This window comes from Janibacter sp. UYMM211 (assembly GCF_040547045.1).
Lineage (GTDB): Bacteria > Actinomycetota > Actinomycetes > Actinomycetales > Dermatophilaceae > Marihabitans > Marihabitans melonis.
In genome coordinates this window covers 45,011-66,368 of the sequence record NZ_JBEPOY010000001.1, presented here as the reverse complement: position 1 = coordinate 66,368, position 21,358 = coordinate 45,011, and the positions used below count along the sequence as shown (strand labels likewise).

13 protein-coding genes are annotated in these 21,358 nt (G+C 72.7%); 7 read left to right on the top strand and 6 right to left on the bottom strand.

What is annotated here, in order from left to right:
* Nucleotide 1 precedes the first annotated feature (1 nt).
* Nucleotides 2–667 carry a potassium channel family protein gene (locus tag ABIB53_RS00310; protein WP_354586660.1) on the bottom strand — a complete coding sequence of 222 codons (666 nt, stop codon included), beginning with the start codon at nucleotides 665–667 and terminating at the stop codon, nucleotides 2–4.
* Nucleotides 668–819: 152 nt separating this feature from the next.
* Here ABIB53_RS00310 and ABIB53_RS00305 point away from each other — a divergent pair, with 152 nt between their 5' ends.
* The 6 genes from ABIB53_RS00305 to dxs all read left to right on the top strand — a co-directional run bounded on the left by ABIB53_RS00305 (nucleotide 820) and on the right by dxs (nucleotide 10,339).
* Complete coding sequence (locus tag ABIB53_RS00305; RefSeq protein WP_068276534.1) at nucleotides 820–2,781, top strand: APC family permease; 1,962 nt, start codon at nucleotides 820–822, stop codon at nucleotides 2,779–2,781.
* Between the two features lie 2 nt (nucleotides 2,782–2,783).
* Nucleotides 2,784–4,094 (top strand): class I SAM-dependent RNA methyltransferase, encoded by a 1,311-nt coding sequence (locus ABIB53_RS00300; RefSeq protein ID WP_354586659.1) that lies wholly within the window; start codon nucleotides 2,784–2,786, stop codon nucleotides 4,092–4,094.
* A gap of 156 nt (nucleotides 4,095–4,250) precedes the next feature.
* Entirely contained in the window at nucleotides 4,251–7,061 is a 2,811-nt protein-coding gene (locus ABIB53_RS00295; protein WP_229299025.1) for an aconitate hydratase, read from the top strand.
* 77 nt (nucleotides 7,062–7,138) lie between these two features.
* Entirely contained in the window at nucleotides 7,139–7,864 is a 726-nt protein-coding gene (locus ABIB53_RS00290; protein WP_354586658.1) for an SDR family oxidoreductase, read from the top strand.
* Nucleotides 7,865–7,990: 126 nt separating this feature from the next.
* Nucleotides 7,991–8,359: a hypothetical protein gene (locus ABIB53_RS00285; protein ID WP_229299023.1), complete on the top strand. Its 369-nt coding sequence runs from the start codon at nucleotides 7,991–7,993 to the stop codon at nucleotides 8,357–8,359.
* A gap of 117 nt (nucleotides 8,360–8,476) precedes the next feature.
* Nucleotides 8,477–10,339 carry a 1-deoxy-D-xylulose-5-phosphate synthase gene (gene dxs / locus ABIB53_RS00280; RefSeq protein WP_229299022.1) on the top strand — a complete coding sequence of 621 codons (1,863 nt, stop codon included), beginning with the start codon at nucleotides 8,477–8,479 and terminating at the stop codon, nucleotides 10,337–10,339.
* 91 nt (nucleotides 10,340–10,430) lie between these two features.
* Here the strand turns inward: dxs and ABIB53_RS00275 are convergent, their stop codons facing one another.
* Genes ABIB53_RS00275 through ABIB53_RS00265 form a run of 3 tightly spaced genes read right to left on the bottom strand, consistent with a single transcriptional unit; the run spans nucleotide 10,431 to nucleotide 15,610 of the window.
* The gene (locus tag ABIB53_RS00275) at nucleotides 10,431–11,969 is read right to left on the bottom strand and encodes a helix-turn-helix domain-containing protein (protein WP_068276537.1); all 1,539 of its coding nucleotides are present in this window, start codon (nucleotides 11,967–11,969) and stop codon (nucleotides 10,431–10,433) included.
* A gap of 31 nt (nucleotides 11,970–12,000) precedes the next feature.
* Nucleotides 12,001–13,734: an NAD(P)/FAD-dependent oxidoreductase gene (locus ABIB53_RS00270; protein WP_354586655.1), complete on the bottom strand. Its 1,734-nt coding sequence runs from the start codon at nucleotides 13,732–13,734 to the stop codon at nucleotides 12,001–12,003.
* 13 nt (nucleotides 13,735–13,747) lie between these two features.
* Entirely contained in the window at nucleotides 13,748–15,610 is a 1,863-nt protein-coding gene (locus ABIB53_RS00265; protein ID WP_354586654.1) for a Na+/H+ antiporter, read from the bottom strand.
* A gap of 140 nt (nucleotides 15,611–15,750) precedes the next feature.
* Between ABIB53_RS00265 and ABIB53_RS00260 the strand changes: the two genes are divergently transcribed.
* Nucleotides 15,751–17,598, top strand: coding sequence for an ABC transporter ATP-binding protein (locus ABIB53_RS00260; RefSeq protein ID WP_354586653.1), 1,848 nt, complete (start codon nucleotides 15,751–15,753; stop codon nucleotides 17,596–17,598).
* A gap of 163 nt (nucleotides 17,599–17,761) precedes the next feature.
* Here ABIB53_RS00260 and ABIB53_RS00255 read toward each other — a convergent pair whose 3' ends face one another.
* Both ABIB53_RS00255 and ABIB53_RS00250 read right to left on the bottom strand, forming a co-directional pair.
* Complete coding sequence (locus tag ABIB53_RS00255; protein ID WP_354586652.1) at nucleotides 17,762–19,879, bottom strand: 3-hydroxyacyl-CoA dehydrogenase NAD-binding domain-containing protein; 2,118 nt, start codon at nucleotides 19,877–19,879, stop codon at nucleotides 17,762–17,764.
* Between the two features lie 3 nt (nucleotides 19,880–19,882).
* Nucleotides 19,883–21,106: a thiolase family protein gene (locus tag ABIB53_RS00250; protein WP_229299017.1), complete on the bottom strand. Its 1,224-nt coding sequence runs from the start codon at nucleotides 21,104–21,106 to the stop codon at nucleotides 19,883–19,885.
* Nucleotides 21,107–21,358: the final 252 nt, after the last annotated feature.

Here is a 21,358-nt window from a genome sequence, read left to right as displayed (position 1 = left end):
CTCAGTCCTGGGCCGGAGGGGCCTTGTCGAGGACGCGCTCGACGTCTCCGACGCGCGCGCGCGGGATGGTCAGGTGGACGAGGTCGCCCTCCTGGTAGACCGTGTCCGGCCCGGGGATCGTGCCCTCGCCGAGCCGGGTGAGGTAGGCGACGCGGGTGCCCGTCGCCGACTCGATCTGCGAGAGACGACGACCGACCCACGACGGGTCGACCTGCACCTCGGCGATGATGACGGCGCCGGAGGCGTCGGTGTGCTCGGGGGCGTGGCCCTGCGGCAGGAGCCGGCGGATCACCTGGTCGGCGGTCCACCGCACCGTCGCGACCGTGGGGATGCCCAGGCGCTGGTAGATCTCGGCGCGGTCCGGGTCGTAGATGCGGGCGACGACGTGCTCGACGCCGAAGGTCTCGCGCGCCACCCGGGCGGCGAGGATGTTGGAGTTGTCACCGCTGGAGACGGCGGCGAAGGCGTAGGCCTGCTCGATGCCGGCCTGCAGCAGGGTGTCCCGGTCGAAGCCGACCCCTTCGACACGTCGCCCGGCGAACTCCGGGCCGAGCCGGCGGAAGGCCGCCGGGTCCTGGTCGACGACGGCGACGTCGTGGCCGCCGCGCTCCAGCGACCGGGCGAGCGAGGCCCCCACGCGACCGCACCCCATGATGACGAAATGCACGGTGCGACGGTACACGCCAGCACGTGCGGCGGCCGGGGGCGACGGGGTGACGCGGCACCTCGTCGTCGCGCAGCGGCGGGCCCGGTGCCCGCGTACAGTTCTGCCTCGTGTCCAGGGGTCGTCTGCTCAAGCGGGTGCTCGTCGGCCGAGCGATGCGCAGCGACCGTCTCGGCGAGACGCTGCTGCCCAAGAAGATCGCGCTGCCGGTCTTCGCCAGCGACGCGCTGTCCTCCGTGGCCTACGCCCCGGACGAGATCCTGCTGACCCTCGGTCTGGCCGGCGGCGCGCTCGCCCTCACCCACTCGTGGGAGATCGCGCTGGCGGTCGTCGTCGTCATGGTCGTCGTCGTCCTCAGCTATCGCCAGAACGTCCACGCCTACCCCTCCGGCGGCGGTGACTACGAGGTCGCGAGCGTCAACCTCGGGCCGCGCGCCGGTCTGACCGTCGCGAGCGCGCTGCTCGTCGACTACGTCCTCACGGTCGCCGTGTCGGTGAGCTCGGGGGTGCAGAACGCCGCGTCCGCCTTCTCCTTCCTGCGCGGGCACGAGGCCCTCGTCGCCGTCGGCATCGTCGTCGCCCTCACCGCGATGAACCTGCGCGGGGTGCGCGAGTCGGGCTCCGCCTTCGCGATCCCCACCTACCTCTTCATGGCCGCCGTGCTCGGCATGGCGCTCGTCGGCTTCGCCCGGCGGACCTTCGGCGAGCTGCCGCAGGCCGAGTCGGCCGACCTCACCCTCGCGCCCGAGGCCGGGTACGAGCAGCTCGGCACGCTGGCGATGGCCTTCCTGCTCCTGCGCGCCTTCTCCTCCGGGTGTGCGGCGCTCACCGGTGTCGAGGCGATCAGCAACGGCGTGCCGGCCTTCAAGAAGCCCAAGTCGACGAACGCCGCGACGACGCTGCTCCTCATGGGCGCGGTCTCGACGACGATGCTCCTGTCGATGATGAGCCTCGCGACGTGGACCGGGGTCCACTTCGCCGACGACCCGCAGCGCCAGCTGCTGCGCGACGGGGTGCCCGTCGGCGACTCCTACGTCCAGGACACCGTCATGGGCCAGGTCGCGAAGTCGGTCTTCTCCGGCTTCCACCCCGGCGTCGTCCTCGTCTCGGTCGTCACCGGGCTCATCCTCGTGCTCGCGGCGAACACCGCCTTCAACGGCTTCCCCGTCCTGGGGTCGATCCTCGCCAAGGACGGCTACCTGCCGCGCCAGCTGCACACCCGCGGCGACCGCCTCGCCTTCAGCAACGGCATCGTCATCCTCGCGGCCGCCGCAGCGGCGCTCATCGTCGCCTACGACGCCGAGGTCACGGCCCTCATCCAGCTCTACATCGTCGGGGTCTTCATCTCCTTCACGCTGAGCCAGACCGGCATGGTGCGCCACTGGAACCGCCACCTCGCGGTCGAGAAGGACGAGCGGGCCCGCCGCCGCATGCGCCGCTCACGGGCGATCAACGCCGTCGGCGCGGCGATGTCGGGCACGGTTCTCGTCGTCGTCCTGCTGACGAAGTTCACCCACGGCGCGGGCTACGCGCTCGCGGCGATGGGCGTGCTCTTCGCCCTGATGATCGCGATCCGACGGCACTACGACCACGTGCGCGAGGAGCTCGCGGTCCGCGAGGACGACACGCAGCAGCAGCTGCTCCCCTCGCGGGTCCACGCCATCGTCCTCGTGAGCAAGATCCACAAGCCGACGCTGCGAGCCGTCGCCTACGCCGCCGCGACCCGGCCATCGCGCCTCGAGGCGATCACCGTCGACGTCGACCCGGACGAGACCGCCCAGATCCAGGCCGAGTGGCTGCGCCGGGGGATCCCCGTGCCGCTGAAGTCGCTCGACTCGCCCTACCGCGAGATCACGCGGCCGGTCGTCGACTACGTGAAGTCGATCCGCTCGGGCAACCCGCGCGACCTCGTCGTCGTCTACATCCCGCAGTACGTCCTCGGGCACTGGTGGGAGCAGCTGCTGCACAACCAGAGCGCGCTGCGGCTGAGGTCGCGCCTGCTCTTCACCCCAGGGGTCATGGTGAGCTCGGTGCCGTGGCAGCTCGCGAGCTCGCAGGGTGCCGAGGAGCGCTTCGACGGACCCGTCGCGGGCGACGTGCGACGAGGAGAGAAGTGAGCATGACGACACCTGCAGGAGACGAGCTGGCCGTCGGCGACGAGATCGAGGTCGTCGTCGGCCCGGTCGCGCACGGCGGGCACTGCGTGGCTCGCCACGACGGGCGCGTGGTCTTCGTGCGCCACACCATCCCGGGGGAGCGGGTGGTCGTGAGGATCACCGAAGGGGGACCCGGCGACCGCTTCGTGCGCGGCGACGCGGTCGAGGTCCTCGAGGCCTCCGAGCACCGCGTGCCGCGGCGCTGCCCCGTCTCCGGGCCCGGGGGCTGCGGCGGCTGCGACCTCCAGCACGTGAGCACCGAGCACCAGCGCACCCTCAAGGCGCAGGTCGTCGTCGAGCAGCTCCAGCGCCTCGGCGGGGTCGAGCGCGAGGTGGTCGTCGAGGCGCTGGCCGACGCCGACGGGCTGGGCTACCGCACCCGGGTCGAGGTGGCGGTCGGTCGAGAGGGCGGGGGGACCCCCTTCGTCGGGCTGCGCAAGCACCGCTCGCACGACCTCGTGCCGGTCACCGGGTGCCCCATCGCGCACCCGAGGGTCGACGAGGGCATCGCCGCGGCCGCGCAGGAGGCCGCCGAGGGCGGGCTCGAGGACGCGGTGGCCGTCGACGTCGTCGCCGCCTCCGGCGAGGAGGACGTCGCGCTCGTCGAGGTCGGCCCGCAGGGCCGGGCGCAGCGCATCACCCTCACCGAGCGGGTGGCCACGCCCACGGGGGAGCGCGAGATGAGCGTCGACGCGCGCGGCTTCTGGCAGGTCCACGCCGATGCGCCGCGTGCCTTCGTCGAGGCCGTCCTCGAGGCGGCGCAGGTGCAACCGGGGGAGCGGGTGCTCGACCTCTACAGCGGGGTCGGCCTGCTCTCGCTGCCGCTGGCCGAGGCGACCGGGCCGGAGGGCCAGCTGCTCGCCGTCGAGTCGGACCCGCTCGCCCTGGACCACCTCGCCGAGAACCTCGCCGAGCAGCGGCACGCCGTCGTCGTGCCCGGCCGGGTCGACGACCTGCTGGGGGTGCCCCGGCAGGGGCGTCGCCGCGGACAGCGCGGGGGACGCGCTCCTGCCCGCTCCCAGCTGCTGCCGCCGAGCGCCGACGTCGTCGTCCTCGACCCGCCGCGCACCGGCGCCGGTCGCGGGGTCGTCGAGGCGCTGCTCGCGATGCGCCCTCGGCGCCTCGTCTACGTCGCCTGCGACCCCGCCGCGCTGGGGCGCGACACCGCCACCCTGCGGGCAGGCGGGTACGAGCTCGACGCGCTGCGCTCGCTCGACGCCTTCCCGATGACGCACCACGTCGAGTGCGTCGCGACCTTCGTCCCGGCGGGCTGAGAGCGCCCTGTCCGCCCGCCGACGAGGGCTGCTGCTCGGCGCGCCGAGCGGCCCCGTGTGCGAGACAGTGGGAGCAGAACCGGACCCCGTGACGAACGGGGGCTGTGATAGGTTTATCTTGACGTCAAGATAAAAACCACGACAGAGGAGTCGACAGTGCCCAGTGCGAACACCTTCGGTGCGAAGGGCGAGCTCAGCGTCGGTGACGCGTCCTACGAGATCTTCCGGCTGGCGCAGGTTGAGGGCTCGCAGACGCTGCCCTACAGCCTCAAGGTCCTGCTCGAGAACCTCCTGCGGACCGAGGACGGCGCGAACGTCACGGCGGACCACATCAACGCCCTCGGGCAGTGGGACGAGACCGCGGAGCCCGACACCGAGATCCAGTTCACCCCTGCTCGCGTCATCATGCAGGACTTCACCGGCGTCCCCTGCGTCGTCGACCTCGCGACGATGCGCGAGGCCGTCGCCGACCTCGGCGGCGACCCCTCGAAGATCAACCCGCTCGCCCCGGCTGAGCTCGTCATCGACCACTCGGTAATCATCGACGTCTTCGGCCAGCGCGACGCCTTCGAGCGCAACGTCGACTTCGAGTACGAGCGCAACGAGGAGCGCTACCAGTTCCTGCGCTGGGGCCAGACCGCCTTCGAGGACTTCAAGGTCGTCCCCCCGGGCACCGGGATCGTCCACCAGGTCAACATCGAGCACCTGGCCCGCGTGACGATGACCCGTGAGGTCGAGGGCACGCTCCAGGCCTACCCCGACACCTGCGTCGGTACCGACAGCCACACGACGATGGAGAACGGCCTCGGCGTGCTCGGCTGGGGCGTCGGCGGGATCGAGGCCGAGGCCGCGATGCTCGGCCAGCCCATCTCGATGCTCATCCCGCGCGTCGTCGGCTTCAAGCTGACCGGCGAGATCCCCCAGGGTGCGACGGCGACCGACGTCGTCCTCACGATCACCGAGATGCTGCGCGACCACGGCGTCGTCGGCAAGTTCGTCGAGTTCTACGGCGAGGGTGTCACCGCGGTGCCGCTGGCCAACCGCGCGACGATCGGCAACATGAGCCCCGAGTTCGGCTCCACCTGCGCGATCTTCCCCGTCGACGACGTGACGCTCGACTACATGCGTCTCACCGGCCGCCCCCAGGAGCAGCTCGACCTCGTCGAGGCCTATGCCAAGGAGCAGGGCCTGTGGCACGACCCGAGCGTCGAGGCCCGCTACTCCGAGCGCCTCGAGCTCGACCTGTCCAGTGTCGTCCCCTCGATCGCCGGCCCGAAGCGTCCGCAGGACCGCATCTCGCTCACCGACGCGAAGTCGCAGTTCCGCAAGGACCTGCGCAACTACGTCGTGGACGGCAACGGCATCGACAAGAGCGCCGTCGACGCCGAGCTGGCCGACACCTTCCCCGCCTCCGACTCGCCGTCGCACGACGCCCACGAGGAGTCGCAGGAGGCCGGTCGTCCGAGCCACTCCGGTGGTGAGGCCAACGGGCTGGCGAGCAACGCCGTCCAGGTGAGCATCGACGGTCACGAGGTGAGCATCGACCACGGCCACGTCGCCATCGCCTCGATCACGAGCTGCACCAACACCTCGAACCCCTCGGTGATGATGGCCGCGGCCATGCTCGCCAAGAACGCCGTCGAGCGTGGTCTGAGCGTCAAGCCGTGGGTCAAGACCTCGATGGCACCGGGCAGCAAGGTCGTCACCGAGTACTACGAGAAGGCCGGCATGTGGCCCTACCTCGAGAAGCTCGGCTACCACCTCGTCGGCTACGGCTGCACGACGTGCATCGGCAACTCCGGCCCGATCATCCCGGAGGTGTCCGAGGCCGTGGCCCAGGGCGACCTCGCGGTGACCGCGGTCCTGTCCGGCAACCGCAACTTCGAGGGCCGGATCAACCCCGACGTCAAGATGAACTACCTCGCCTCGCCGCCGCTCGTCATCGCGTACGCGCTCGCCGGGACGATGGACTTCGACTTCGACGCGGACCCGATCGGTCAGGACGGCGAGGGCCAGGACGTCTACCTCAAGGACATCTGGCCGAACCCCTCCGACGTGCAGCGCACGATCGACGAGGCCGTGAGCACCGAGATGTTCGCCGACAAGTACTCAGACGTCTTCGCCGGTGATGAGCGCTGGACGGGCCTGCCGACCCCCGAGGGCAACACCTTCGACTGGGCCGCCGACTCGACCTACGTGCGCAAGGCGCCGTACTTCGACGGGATGGGCCGCGAGCCCGAGCCGGTCGAGGACATCTCCGGGGCCCGCGTCCTGGCCTGGCTCGGTGACTCGGTGACCACCGACCACATCAGCCCGGCCGGCTCGATCAAGGCCGACAGCCCGGCGGGCCGCTACCTCGCCGAGCACGGCGTTGACAAGAAGGACTTCAACTCCTACGGCTCGCGTCGTGGCAACCACGAGGTGATGATCCGCGGCACCTTCGCCAACATCCGGCTGCGCAACCTGCTGCTGGACGGCGTCGAGGGCAGCTTCACCCGCGACTTCACCAACGGCGGCGAGCAGACCTCGATCTTCGAGGCCTCGGAGTCCTACGCCGAGCAGGGCACCCCGCTCGTCGTCCTCGCCGGCAAGGAGTACGGCTCGGGCAGCTCGCGCGACTGGGCCGCGAAGGGCACGCGCCTGCTCGGCGTCCGCGCCGTCATCGCCCAGTCATACGAGCGGATCCACCGCAGCAACCTCATCGGCATGGGGGTCATCCCGCTGCAGTTCCCGCAGGGCGAGAGCGCCGAGAGCCTCGGCCTCGACGGCACGGAGACCTTCGACGTCGAGGGGATCACCGCGCTCAACGAGGGCACGACGCCCAAGACCGTCAAGGTCACGGCGACGAAGGACGGCGGCGAGCCGATCTCCTTCGACGCGGTCGTGCGCATCGACACCCCCGGCGAGGCGGAGTACTACCGCAACGGCGGCATCCTGCAGTACGTCCTGCGCTCGCTCGTCGCCTGACGAGACCCGCGCACGACGCCCGACGGCCCGGTCCCCCTTCGTGGGGGCCGGGCCGCCGGCGTCCCTAGGGTGGGGCCATGACCACCGAGCCCACCAGACGTCCCCTCGCCCTCGTCACCGGGGGCACCCGCGGCATCGGCCGCGCGATCTGCGAGGTCCTCGCCCCGACGCACGACCTGCTCGTCGGCGGCCGTGACGAGGCCGCTGTCGCCGAGGCGGTCGCCGCCCTGTCGACGAAGGGGTGCACGGCTCACCCCTTCGTCGCCGAGCTGAGCGACGACGCGCAGACCGCCGCCGCGGTCGAGCGCGCCGCCGAGGTCCTCGACGGTCGGCTCGACGTGCTCGTCCACAGCGCGGGCATCGCCCGCGGCGGGCCGCTCGCCGAGCTCACCCGTGAGGACTGGCGCGTGCAGCTCGAGGTCAACGTCGTCGCGGTCGCCGACCTCACGCGCCGGCTGCTCCCGGCGCTGCGCGAGGCGCGCGGCCAGGTCGTCGTCATCAACTCCGGGTCCGGCTTCTCCTCGCGCGCCGGGGGTGGGTCGTACTCCGCCTCGAAGTTCGCCGTCCGCGCGCTCACCGACGCCCTGCGCGAGGAGGAGCGCGGCCAGGTGCGGGTGTGCTCGATCCACCCGGGGCGGGTCGACACCGACATGCAGGTCGACCTCCAGCGCTCGAAGGGGCGCGCCTACGACCCGGACGAGCACCTGCGGGCCGACTCCGTCGCCGCGACCGTCCGTCTGGCCGTCGACGCCAGCCCCGAGGCGATGGTCGAGGAGCTGAGCATCCGCCCCGTCCACCCCTGACCCCGCGAGGTATGGAGATCGGTCGCCACGGACCCCGTCCGGGCGACCGATCTCCATACCTCGGCGAAGGGGGGAGGGGCGAAGGGGGAGGGGCGGGCGTCGTCGGGGGCGGGTAGCATCGAACGCATGTTCGAGCACGTGCCTCCGGGGTGGCCACCAGGCGTGCGCCCGCCGGGCACGACGGGCTGGCAGGGCGATGTCGCCGGCTGGCTGCTCGACCAGTGCCCGCCGGACTACCGCGCGCACGACGTGCTGCGCCGCCACCCCGTCGCGCTCGCCTGGCTCGCCCGGCTGCACGTGCGCGCGCAGGTCGACGCGACGCGGCAGGCCTACCGCGAGGCCCGGGTCGCCATGGTCGCCGAGCTGCCAGCGGGCACCCTCGAGCCGCTGCTCGCCGCGCTCGAGGCGGAGGGGCGTCGGCTGCGCACCGCCGAGCACGGGGTCGAGCTGGTCCGCGACGCCCTCGCCGGACGCACCTACGTGCCGCGGATGTGACGTCGGCGGCACCCGCCACGCCGAGCCCTCCTCGCAGGGAGCGCCCAGCCGGGGGCACCTAGACTGGCTGCTCGTGTGCACGCACCCGTGCGCCCATCCCTCGGAAGGACACAGCCGGTGACGGACCTGGAGCGCATCAGCGGTCCTCGCGACCTCGACGAGATGACGCCGGAGGAGCTCGACGCGCTCGCCGCCGACATCCGGGCCTTCCTCGTGCGCGAGGTGTCGCGCACCGGGGGTCACCTCGGGCCGAACCTCGGGGTCGTCGAGCTGACCATGGCGCTGCACCGCGTCTTCGACAGCCCGAGCGACACGCTCGTCTTCGACACCGGGCACCAGTCCTACGTGCACAAGATCCTCACCGGCCGCAGCGACTTCTCCGCCCTGCGCGTCAAGGACGGCCTCTCGGGGTACCCGAGCCGCGCCGAGTCCCCGCACGACGTCGTGGAGAACAGCCATGCCTCGACCTCGCTCTCGTGGGCCGAGGGCATCGCGTCCGGCTACCGGCTGCGCGGCGAGGACCGTCACGTCGTCGCCGTCATCGGCGACGGGGCCCTCACCGGCGGCATGGCCTGGGAGGCGCTGAACAACATCGCCTCCGAGAAGGACCTGCCCCTCGTCATCGTCGTCAACGACAACGAGCGCAGCTACGCCCCGACGATCGGCGGGCTCGCCGACCACCTCGCGATGCTGCGCACCAACCGCCAGTACGAGCAGGTCCTCGACTGGGGCAAGGACAAGCTGACCCGCACCCCCGTCGTCGGGCGGACCGCCTACCAGGCCTTCCACTCGATGAAGAAGGGCGCGAAGGACTTCTGGGCGCCGCAGGGGATGTTCGAGGACCTCGGCATCAAGTACCTCGGCCCGGTCGACGGGCACGACCTCGGTGCGCTCGAGCAGGCGCTGCGCCGCGCCAAGGCCTTCGGCGGACCGGTGCTCGTCCACTGCATCACGCAGAAGGGACGTGGCTACGACCACGCCGTCGACGACGTCGCCGACCAGTTCCACGCCGTCGGCAAGATCAACCCCGAGACGGGCCTGCCGCTGGAGATCGCCGGGCGGAGCTGGACCGACGAGTTCAGCGACGAGATGGTCGCCCTCGGCGCCGAGCGCGAGGACGTCGTCGCGATCACCGCGGCGATGATGATGCCGGTCGGCCTGCAGCCCTTCGCCGACGCCTACCCCGACCGCATCTTCGACGTCGGCATCGCCGAGCAGCACGCGACGACGATGGCCGCGGGCCTCGCGTACGCAGGCCTGCACCCCGTCGTCGCGATCTACGCGACCTTCTTGAACCGCGCCTTCGACCAGCTCCTCATGGACTGCGCGATGCACCGCGCCGGCGTCACCTTCGTGCTCGACCGCTCCGGCGTCACCGGACCGGACGGCGCGAGCCACCACGGCATGTGGGACATGTCGCTCGCCGCGATCGTCCCCGGGCTGCGCCTCGCCGCTCCCCGCGACGGCCAGCAGATCCGCCGAGCCGTCCGCGAGGCGGTCGACGTCACCGACGGCCCGACCGTCGTGCGCTTCCCCAAGGGCAGCGTCGCCGACCCGATCGAGGCGGTGGCGACGCACGAGGGTCTCGACGTCCTGCTCGGCGACCCCCAGGTCGACCCCGACGTCCTCGTCGTCTCGGTGGGCGCGATGGCGGGCACCTCGACGACCGTCGCCGAGAAGCTCGCGGCCGAGGGGCTGACCACCCTCGTCGTCGACCCGCGCTGGGTGCTCCCGGTGCCGGAGGCGCTCGTCGCGCTCGCCGCCCGCAGCGGCCGGGTCGCCGTGCTCGAGGACAACTCGGTCGCCGGCGGCGTCGGCTCCGAGGTGGCTCGCGCCCTGCAGGACGGCGGGGTCGGCGTGCCCGTGCACCGCTTCGGCCTGCCCAAGGAGTTCATCCAGCACGCGTCGCGCGGCCAGGTGCTCGAGGCCGTCGGCCTCACCCCGGAGCCGATCGTCGAGGAGCTGCTCCGCAGCCGCTGACCGGCGGTCGCCCCACCGGCGACGAAGGGAGGGCCCGTCACCACGAGGTGACGGGCCCTCCCTTCGTGCGGGTGGCGCGGGTGGACCGGGCTCAGATGTCCCGGAAGGGGCGCACGTCGGCGCCCAGGGCGTTGAGGCGCTCGGCGAGGTCCTCGTAGCCGCGGTTGATGACGTAGACGTTGCGCAGGAAGCTCACGCCCGGGGCGGCGAGCATCGCGAGCAGGACGACGACGCCGGGGCGCAGCGCCGGCGGGCAGGCGACCTCGTTCGCGCGCCACCGGGTCGGGCCGGTGATCTGCACGCGGTGCGGGTCGAGCAGGGTGACGTGCCCGCCGATCTTCGTCAGCTCGGTGAGGTAGATCGCGCGGTTCTCGTAGACCCAGTCGTGGATCGTCGTCGTGCCCTCGGCGCACGCCGCGATGAGCGCGAAGAAGGGCAGGTTGTCGATGTTCAGACCCGGGAAGGGCAGCGGGTGGATCTTGTCGATCGGCGCCTTGAGCGGCCCGGGGTGGGTCGTGATGTCGACGAGGCGGGTGCGGCCGTTGGCCGCGGTGTACTCCGGCGACAGCGTGTAGCGCATGCCCATCTGCTCGAGCGTCGCCAGCTCGATCTCGAGGAACTCGATGGGGGAGCGGCGGATGGTGATCTCGCTGCCGGTGACGACCGCAGCCGCGATGAGGCTCATCGCCTCGATCGGGTCCTCGCTCGGGCTGTACTCGACGTCGACGTCGATCTCGGCGACGCCGCGCACCCGCAGGGTCGTCGTGCCGATGCCCTCGATGCTCACGCCGAGCTTCTCGAGGAAGAAGCACAGGTCCTGGACCATGTAGTTGGGGCTGGCGTTGCGGATGGTCGTCGTGCCGGTGTCGCGGGCGGCGGCCATGAGGGCGTTCTCGGTGACGGTGTCGCCGCGCTCGGTGAGCACGATCGTCTTGTCGGTGCCGACGGCGTCGCTGACACGGGCCTCGTAGAAGCCCTGGGTGGCCTCGACGTCGAGCCCGAAGTGCTTGAGCGAGGCGAGGTGCGGCTCGACCGTGCGGGTGCCGAGGTCGCAGCCACCGGCGTAGGGCAGGCGGAACTGCGGCATGTCGTGCAGCAGCGGGCCGAGGAACATGATGACCGTGCGGGTGCGGCGGGCCGCGGCCTCGTCCATGCTCGCGAGGTCGAGACGGGCCGGCGGGGTGATCCGCAGGTCGTTGGAGTCGGGCAGCCACTGCGTCTGCACGCCGATGGAGTGCAGCACCTCGAGGATGCGGTTGACCTCCTCGATGCGGGCCAGGCTGCGCAGGGTCGTCGTGCCCTTGTTGAGCAGCGAGGCGCACAGCAGCGCGACGGCGGCGTTCTTGCTCGTCTTGACGTCGATGGCGCCCGACAGCTGCCGCCCGCCCTCGATGCGCAGGTGCACGGCGCCGTCGACGCCGGACTTGCCGAAGGAGAGGAACTCGGTGTCGAGGGCCTCGCTGATCTTGGCCAGGGAGTCCAGCGTGAGGTTCTGCTTGCCGGACTCGACGCGGGTCACGGCGCCCTGGCTGGTCTCCAGGACGCCGGCCAGCTCGGACTGGGACATGCCGCGCTTGACGCGGGCGTCGCGGATCAGCAGGCCGATGCGGTTCAGGTAGTCGTCACTCACGTCGTCCAAGGTAACTCATATATGAGTTAACTCAAGTCGACGTCCGGCGTGGCGCGGGTGCCGTGGCGGTCGGGCCGGGCGACGGGGGAGCCTCAGGGGAGAGGTGGAGGTGCACCTGGGGGACGACGGACGCCCCTTCGCCGGCGGCGGAGGCGACCCGCTTCATCGAGCCGGCGCGGATGTCCCCGACCGCGAAGACGCCCGGCACCGTCGTCGACAGGTCGGCCGGCGGGCGGCCGTCGACCCAGGCGTCGCGGGGCACGTCGCGACCGGTGAGGACGAAGCCGCGCTCGTCGCGGGCGAGGGCGTCGGGCACCCAGTCGCACGCCGTCCGCGCGCCGAGCAGGAGGAAGAGCCCGCCGGCGGGGACGTGCCGGCTCTGCCCGGTGTCGCAGTCGGTGAGCTCGAGCCACTCCAGCCGGGCCGCGTCGTCGGCGTCCTGCGCACCGGCGTCGGTGATCTCGGTGCGCCCGAGGACGGTGATGCGCGGGTTGTGCCGGATCTCGCCGACGAGGTACGAGGACATCGTCGAGGAGAGGTCGGGCCGTCGGACGACGACGGTCACCGAGCGGGCGTACCGGGCGAGGTGGACCGCGGCCTGCCCGGCGGAGTTGCCGCCGCCGACGACGTAGGCGTCGAGCCCCTCCATCTCGCGGGCGACCGCCATCGCGGCGCCGTAGTGCACGCCCCGGCCGACGAAGGCCTCGACCGAGGGGACCCCGAGGCGCCGGTAGTCGACGCCGGTGGCCAGGACGACCGCGCGGGCGGCGATCTCGCCGCCCTCGGTGCGCACGCGGTGGGGCGCGCCGCCCTCGCCGACCTCGATGCCGACGACCGGCCACCCGGTGAAGAAGCGGGTGCCGAAACGGATCGCCTGGCCCCGCGCGCGCTGGGCCAGGCGCATCCCCGAGATGCCACGGGGGAAGCCGAGGTAGTTGCGGATCATCGAGCTCGTGCCGGCCTGGCCGCCGACGACCTCGCTCTCGACGACGACCGTGGCCAGCCCCTCGCTCGAGCCGTAGACCGCGGCGGCCAGACCGGCCGGTCCGGCCCCGACGACGACGAGGTCGACGACGGCGTCGACGTCGACGTCGTCGGGACGGCCGTAGAGCATCGCGGCCACCTCGCGGGCCGAGGTGACGAGCGCCGGGGCGACCTGCTGCCCGACGCCGGTGACGACGGGCCACCCGGGCGGCCCGTCGTAGCGGGCGAGCACCTCGCGCCCCCGGGGGCTGTCGGGCGTGTGCACCCCGACGGGCAGACCAGTGCGCTCGAGCAGCCCGCGGACGTCGAGGGCGACGCCGGTGAGCGACGGGGCGATGATCGAGACCGTCTCGACGACCGGCGCGCCGACGGTCGCGTTCCAGTCGTTGAGCAGCTCGCCGACCGCGCTGTGGAACTCCTCGTCGCGCACCCCGCGCGGCAGGAGGAGGAAGGCGTCGTACACGCCCTTCGCCAGCCCGGGGCGCAGCGCCGGGGCCTCGGCGCGGAAGCGCTCCCACGGCGAGAGGACGACCCGGCGGGCCGTCGGCACGACACCGCGGAGCTTGACGAGCAGGGGTTGGATGTCGGTGCCGGGGACGAGCGACTCGGTGACGAAGAGCGCGACCGGGGTGCCGGCGTCCTGGAGCGCGCGTCCGTGCGCCGCCGCAGAGGCGAGGTCGGGGGCGACGACGACGGTGTACTCGCCCTCGTAGCGCCGGAACTGGGTACGCAGCTCGTCGCCGTGCTCGGGGGCGATGACGATGATTGCGGGGTCGCTCATGACGTGCCTGCTCTCAGCCGCTCAGCTGGTGGACGAAGCACCACCGCCACGACTCGTCCGGCTCGGCGGACTGCATGACGGGGTGCTGGGTGTGCTCGAAGTGGCGCGACGCGTGCCGCTGCGGCGAGGAGTCGCAGCAGCCGACCTCGCCGCACCCGAGGCAGCGCCGCAGGGTCACCCACGTCGTGCCCTCGGCCTCGCACGCCGGGCAGGTCTGCGCCGTCGCCTCGTCGAGCGCGGGATGGGCGTCGAGGTCGTCGCACGAGGCGCCGGCGGCGACGGTGTCGGCGGTGGGGGCGGGGGCGGGCTCGTCCTGACGCGCGGCCTCGACCATCGACTCCTCGATGTCGAGCATCGCGAGGACCTCGCGGATGACCTGCGAGGGCATCTCGCCCTCGCTGCGGATCTGGAGCACCCGCTCGCGCTCGGCGGCGAGCATCTCCTGGCGCACCCGGGAGTACAGGGCCGCCGGGCTCTGCGCGCCGTCACGTGTGCCGAGCCGCTCCCACGCGGCGAAGCTGCGCTGCTCGACGCGGGTGCGGACCATCTCGGCGACCCCGTGCTCCTCCGGCCCGAGCTCGGCCGGGTCGAGCTCGTCGAGCCGGGCGAAGCCGGCCTCGCCGGCCTGCTGCAGCACCGTCGCGCGGGCGAGCGCGTCGGAGGCGGGGTCGGGCGGCGGCACGCCGAGCACGCGGGTGAGCAGGGGCAGGGTGAGCCCCTGGGCGAAGAGCGTGCCGGCCACCGTGGTGAAGGCGATCATGAGCACGACCTCACGGTGCGGCGTGTCGTCGGGGATGACGTAGGCGGCCGCGAGGGTGACGACGCCGCGCATGCCGGCCCAGCCGACGAGGAGGGCCTGGCGGGGCGGCAGGGCCGCGGCCCGCCGGGTGCGGCCGAGCAGCGCCCGGGTGCTGAAGACCCACGCGACGCGCACGACGACGACGGTCGCGAGCACCGCGAGGCACACGAGGACGACCCGGCCGACCCCGATGTCGCTGCGGCGCACCTCCTCGACGAGGGCGCTCGCCTGGAGGCCGATGAGCAGGAAGACCGCGCCCTCGAGGACGAAGGCGATGCTCGCCCACGTCATCTGCTCGGTGATCCGGGAGCGGGCGGTCTGCACGAGGGGTGCCTTGTGGCCGAGGAGCAGCCCGGCGACGACGACGGCGATGACGCCGGAGGCCTCGATCTCCTCGGCGCAGATGTAGGCGGCGAAGGGGGTGACGAGCGAGATCGCCGTGTCGAGGAGCGGGTCGGTGACGCGCCGGCGGACCTTCGCGACGACGACGAAGGCGAGCAGGCCGACGAGGGCTCCGCCGCCGGCGGCGACGACGAAGTCGAGGGCGACGTCGAGGACCGCGACGCCGCCGGCGGTCGCGGCGATGGCGGTGCGCAGCGCGACGAGAGCGGTCGCGTCGTTGAAGAGCGACTCGCCCTCGAGGATCGTCACGACCCGGCGGGGCAGCCCGATCCGGCGGGCGACGGCGGTCGCCGCGACGGCGTCGGGCGGGGCGACGACGGCGCCGATCGCCACGGCCGCGGGCCAGGAGAGGTCGGGCACGAGCTGGCGCACGACGACGGCGACGACGGCGGTCGTCGCGAGGACGAGCCCGACGGACAGGGCGAGGATCGCGCCGCGGTTGGCGCGGAAGTCGACGAGCGAGGTCTGCAGCGCCGCCGAGTAGAGCAGCGGCGGCAGCAGCCCGAGCAGCACGACCTCGGGGCTCAGCTCGATGGTGGGGGCGAAGGGGAGCAGCGACCCCAGCGCTCCGACGAGGACGAGGAGCAGTGGTGCCGGCACCCGGAGCCGCTCGCTCACCGCGGTGCCGGCGAGGACGGTCACGGCGAGCAGCACGAGGGTGATCGCGGTCTCCACCAGGGGAGGGTAGGCCTGTCCGGGCCGCAGCGCACCGCTGCCGCGTCGTGCGCGTCGCCGCGGACCGCTGCCGGTCGCCCAGTCACCGCCCCCTAAGGTGACCCTTACCTGACGACCCCCGATGGGAGCGCATCACCTCCGTGAGCAGCAGCACGAGCACCCGCCCGCCGCAGACCGCGGCCGACCCGACGGCCGCCCCGCGGCCCGCCGACGACCCGAGCCGCCCCCTTCGCGCGCTGTGGGAGCGCTACCGCGCCTACCGGGGACGCTTCGTCCTCGCGCTGCTCATGTCGACGCTCAACAAGATCGCCGACGTCGTGCCCGAGCTGCTCATCGGCGCCGCGATCGACGTCGTGGTGCGGGGCGACCGGTCCTTCGTCGGCGAGCTGCTCGGCGTCGAGTCGCGCTACGGCCAGCTCGCGTGGCTGGCGACGATCAACGTCGTCGTCTGGGTCGTCGAGTCGCTCACGGAGTACCTCGCCGCGGTGCTCTTCCGCGGGCTCTCGCAGGCCGTCGAGCACGACCTGAGGGTCGAGGCCTACGACCACGCGCAGCGCCTCGACCTCGGCTGGCACGAGCGCCGCCCGCAGGGCGCGACCCTGGCGGTCGTCAACGACGACATCAACCAGCTCGAGCGCTTCCTCGACGTCGGCGTGCCCTCGATCCTGCAGACCGCGCTCAACGTCGTGCTCGTCGGGGCGGTCTTCGCGGTCGCGTCGTGGCAGCTGCTCGTCCTCGCCTTCCTGCCCATCCCGCTCGTCATCGGCGGCGCTCTCGTCTTCCAGCGGCGGCTGCAGCCGCTCTACGCCCGCGTCCGCGAGGCCGTCGCCGACCTCTCCGGCGCGCTCTCGGCCAACCTCGCCGGGCTGGCGACGATCAAGGCCTTCACCGCCGAGCCGCGCGAGACCGAGCGGATCAGCGCGAGCTCGGACGCCTACCGCCAGGCGAACATCACGGCCATCCGGTCCTCGGCCGCCTTCGTGCCGCTCGTGCGCATGGCGATCCTCGCGGGCTTCACCTGCACCCTGCTCGTCGGCGGGTGGCAGGTGCTCGACGGCGACCTCGCCGTCGGGCTGTACTCGGTGCTCGTCTTCATGACCCAGCGCCTGCTGTGGCCGCTCACCGACGTCGCCGAGGTGCTCGACCTCTACCAGCGCGGGCGGGCCTCGGTCGTGCGGGTGCTCGGGCTGCTGCAGGAGCCGGTGGGGGTGCGCCCGGGTGCGCAGGAGGTCGAGGGCCCCGCGGAGGGGCGCATCGAGCTGCAGGGCGTGCGGGCGGGCTACGCCGACGGCCCCGACGTGCTCCACGGCATCGACCTCGTCATCCCCGCCGGGCAGACGCACGCCCTCGTCGGGGCGACGGGGTCGGGCAAGTCGACCGTCCTGCGCCACCTGCTGCGCTTCGACGACCCACGCGCCGGCCGGGTGCTCCTCGACGGCCGTGACGTGCGCGAGCTCGACTGGGACTCGCTGCGCGGGTCCATCGGCTACGTCGCCCAGGACATCTACCTCTTCGCCGGGACGATCGGCGAGAACATCGCCTACGGGCGGCCCGACGCGACCCGTGAGCAGATCCGCGCGGCCGCCGACGCCGCCGCCGCGCTCGACGTCGTCGACGCGCTGCCCGAGGGGCTCGACACGTGGGTGGGGGAGCGCGGCGTGACGCTCTCGGGCGGCCAGCGCCAGCGCATCGCCCTCGCCCGGGCGCTCCTGCGCGACCCCTCGATCCTCGTGCTCGACGAGGCGACGAGCGCGGTCGACAACGAGACCGAGGCCGCGATCCAGCGCTCGCTGCGCACGGCGACGCGCGGGCGGACCGCGGTCGTCGTCGCGCACCGCCTGTCGACCGTGCGGCACGCAGACCGCATCTGGGTCATGGACTCGGGGCGGGTCGTCGAGGCCGGCAGCCACGACGAGCTCGTCGAGCAGGGCGGTCTCTACGCCGCGCTGTGGGCGGTCCAGACCGGCGACGCGCCCGTCGCGGGGTAGCCCCCGCTGGTCGAGGTGCGAGGGCCGCCGCGGCCCGAGCCTCGAGACCAGGCCGGCGCACGACGAAGGGGGGCCCGCGCGAGGTGCGCGGGTCCCCCTTCGTGCTCCTGCTACGGCGCGGTACTGGTCGTCATCACGACCAGTACTGCGCCGTAGCGCGTGGTCAGGCCGGGACGGAGGCGACACCCGGCGGCAGGAAGCGCTGCCCGGTGACGCGCTCGGACACGCCCTCGCGGTCGAGCAGCGGGGTGATCCCGCCGTTCCAGAACTGGAAGCCGGCGCCGGTGATCATCGCGAGGTCGATGTCCATCGGGGCCTGCGCGACGCCCTCGTCGAGCATGAGGCGCACCTCCTCGGCGATGACCCCGAGGACGCGCTCGCGGACCTGCTCGACGGTGAGCTCGACGGGCTGCTTCGGCGCGACCTGGGCGGCGAGCAGCTCCGGGTCGGCGACGGGCTTGCCGTCCTGCCACAGGTAGTAGCCCGGCTTCTTCATCTCGACCATGGTCTGCAGGTTCGGCGAGACGTAGAAGCGGTCGCCGAGGGCCCGGTGGAGGGTCTGGCTGTTGTGCAGCGCGATCGGCGGGCCGACGAGCCCGAGCAGGACGAAGGGGGGCATCGGCGCGAGCCCGGCGACGCCGCGCTCGGCGACCTCGACCGGTGTGCCCTCGTCGACGACCCGGCTGAACTCGCCCATGAATCGGCCCAGCAGGCGGTTGGTGATGAAGGACGGGCTGTCCTTCACGAGGATGCACGTCTTCTTCAGGCCCTTGCCGGCGGCGAAGGCCGTCGCCAGGGTCGCGTCGTCGGTGCGCTCGCCGGGGATGATCTCCAGCAGCGGCATGACGGCGACGGGGTTGAAGAAGTGGAAGCCGACGACCCGCTCGGGGTGCTCGAGGTCGGCGGCCATCTCGGTGATCGACAGCGACGAGGTGTTCGAGGCGAGCACGCACTCGGGGCGCACGACGGCCTCGACCTCGGCCCACACCTGCTTCTTGACCGAGATCTCCTCGAAGACCGCCTCGATGACGAGGTCCGCGTCGGCGAAGCCGTCCTTGCTCGTCGAGCCGGTGACGAGGCCGCGCAGCTGGTTGGCCTTGTCCTGGCTGATCTTGCCCTTGGCCAGCGACTTCTCGATCTCGGCGTGGACGTAGCCGACGCCCTTGTCGACGCGGTCCTGGTCGAGGTCGGTCATGACGACCGGCACCTTGAGAGAGCGGATGACGAGCATCGCGAGCTGGCTGGCCATGAGGCCCGCACCGACGATGCCGACCTTGCCCACGGGACGGGCCAGGGCCTTGTCCGGGGCGCCGGCGGGACGCTTCGCGCGCTTCTGCACGAGGTCGAAGGCGTAGAGCCCGGCGCGCAGCTCGTCACCCATGACGAGATCGGAGAGGGCCTCGTCCTCCGCGGCGAAGGCCTCGTCGCGGCCGGCCGTGCGGGCCGCCTGGACGAGGTCGATGGCGCGGTACGGCGCCGGAGAGGTGCGCGAGGTCTTCGCGTCGGCGAGAGCCCGGGCGGCGTCGCAGGCCGCGGCCCACACCCCTTCGTCCTCGCTCACCGGGGCGCGCTCGACGGTGGTCTCGCCCCGCAGGACCGAGCCGGCCCAGCGGATCGAGTCCTCGAGGAAGTCGACGGGGGCGAAGAGCGTGTCGGCCATGCCGAGCTTCGCGGCCTGCGGGCCGGAGAGCATGCGGTTCTGGCTGAGGGGGTTCTCGACGACGACCGTGAGGGCCGCCTCGGGCCCGACGAGGCGGGGCAGCAGGTAGCAGCCGCCCCACCCGGGCACGAGACCGAGGAAGACCTCGGGCAGGGCGATCGCGGGGACACCCGCGGAGACTGTGCGGTAGTCGCACGCGAGCGCGATCTCGACGCCGCCGCCCATCGCGGCGCCGTTGACGAACGCGAAGGTCGGCACCGGCAGGTCCATGACCGCGGCGAAGGCGGCGTGGCCGGCTCGGGCGATCTCGCGCGCCTCGTCACGGGAGGTGACGTGCGGGACCCCGGAGAGGTCGGCGCCGACGGCGAAGACGAAGGGCTTGCCGGTGATGCCGACGGCCTGGATCTCGCCGGCCTCGGCGCGGCGCCGCGCCTCGGCGACGGTCTGCGAGAGCTCGGCGAGGCCCTGGGGGCCGAAGGTGCTCGGCCGGGTGTGGTCGAGGCCGTTGTCGAGAGTGATGAGGGCCATCGTCCCGGCGCCGCCGGGGAGGGTGACGTCCTGGGCGGGGGCGTGGGTGACGACCTCGTCGTGCGCGGTCGTCGGGGCTGCGGTGGTCGTCATGGCTCAGGCCTCGCTCGTCGTGTCGGAGCCGTAGTCGGCGTGGTGGGGGTTCTCCCAGATGACGGCGCCACCCATGCCGATGCCGATGCACATCGCGGTCATGCCGTAGCGCACGCTCGGGTCCTCCTCGAACTGACGCGCGAGCTGGGTCATGAGACGCACGCCGGAGCTCGCGAGGGGGTGCCCGGTGGCGATGGCGCCGCCGTAGCGGTTGACGCGCTCGTCGTCGTCGGCGATGCCGAAGTGCTCGAGGAAGGCGAGCACCTGCACGGCGAAGGCCTCGTTGAGCTCGAAGAGGCCGATGTCCTCGATGCCCAGGCCGGCCTTGGCCAGGGCCTTCTCGGCCGCGGGGACCGGGCCGTAGCCCATGACCTCCGGCTCGACGCCGACGAAGGCGAAGTCGACGAGACGCATGCGCACCGGCAGGCCGAGCTCGGCGGCGGCCTGCTCGGAGGCGATGAGGCACGCGGTCGCGCCGTCGTTGAGACCGGCGGCGTTGCCGGCGGTGACGTTGCCATGGGGGCGGAAGGGGGTCTTCAGCCCGGCGAGGTCCTCGAGCGTGGTCTGCGGGCGGGGCGGCTCGTCGGTCGTCGCGAGCCCCCAGCCCTTCTCGGCGTGCCGGGTCGCGACCTCGACGAGGTCGGGCTGGATCTTGCCGTCCTCGTAGGCCTGCGCGAGCTTTCGCTGGCTGCCCAGGGCGTAGGCGTCGCTGCGCTCCTTGGTCAGGCTCGGGTAGCGGTCGTGGAGGTTCTCGGCCGTCTTGCCCATGACGAGGGCGCTGGGGTCGACGAGCTTCTCGGCGACGACGCGGGGGTTGGGGTCGACCCCTTCGCCCATGGGGTGACGGCCCATGTGCTCGACGCCACCGGCGACGGCGACGTCGATCGCGCCGAAGGAGATCGCGCCGGCGACGTTGGTCACCGCCGTCATCGCGCCAGCGCACATGCGGTCGACGCTGTAGCCGGGGGTGGTCTTCGGCAGCCCGGACAGCAGGGCGGCCATCCGGCCGAGGGTCAGGCCCTGGTCGCCGATCTGGGTGGTCGCGGCGATGGCGACCTCCTCGACGCGCTCCGGCGGCAGGTCGGGGTTGCGACGCAGGAGCTCACGGATGCACTTGATGACCAGGTCGTCGGCACGGGTCTGGGCGTACATGCCCTTCTCACCGGCCTTGCCGAAGGGCGTACGCACGCCATCGACGAAGACGACCTCACGCGGGGTGCGGGGCACGGCGGCCTTCACTTTCGCTCGGGGGTCCCCACCGGGATGGCGGGGTGACGTCAGGCTACTAAGCGAGCGCTCACCGCACGAGGGGTGGTGGGGTGAGTTGTCCCACCCCGCCCCGCCGAGACCCCCGCCAACCACCTCGTCGGTGGGGCGATCACCACCAGTACGGCGGGGTAGGTGGGGGTCTGGGCGGGTGGGTGGACAGGGATGGGGAACGACGGGGGAGCGCGGGGACCGCCGGGGCGAAGGGGGGTG

Excerpts from the sequence above, each read along its gene's own strand:
- ABIB53_RS00305 (WP_068276534.1), top strand. The coding sequence starts at position 820 with ATGCGCAGCGACCGTCTCGGCGAGACGCTGCTGCCCAAGAAGATCGCG.
- ABIB53_RS00300 (WP_354586659.1), top strand. The coding sequence starts at position 2,784 with ATGACGACACCTGCAGGAGACGAGCTGGCCGTCGGCGACGAGATCGAG.
- ABIB53_RS00290 (WP_354586658.1), top strand. The coding sequence starts at position 7,139 with ATGACCACCGAGCCCACCAGACGTCCCCTCGCCCTCGTCACCGGGGGC.
- ABIB53_RS00285 (WP_229299023.1), top strand. The coding sequence starts at position 7,991 with ATGTTCGAGCACGTGCCTCCGGGGTGGCCACCAGGCGTGCGCCCGCCG.
- ABIB53_RS00270 (WP_354586655.1), bottom strand. The coding sequence starts at position 13,734 with ATGAGCGACCCCGCAATCATCGTCATCGCCCCCGAGCACGGCGACGAG.
- ABIB53_RS00255 (WP_354586652.1), bottom strand. The coding sequence starts at position 19,879 with ATGACGACCACCGCAGCCCCGACGACCGCGCACGACGAGGTCGTCACC.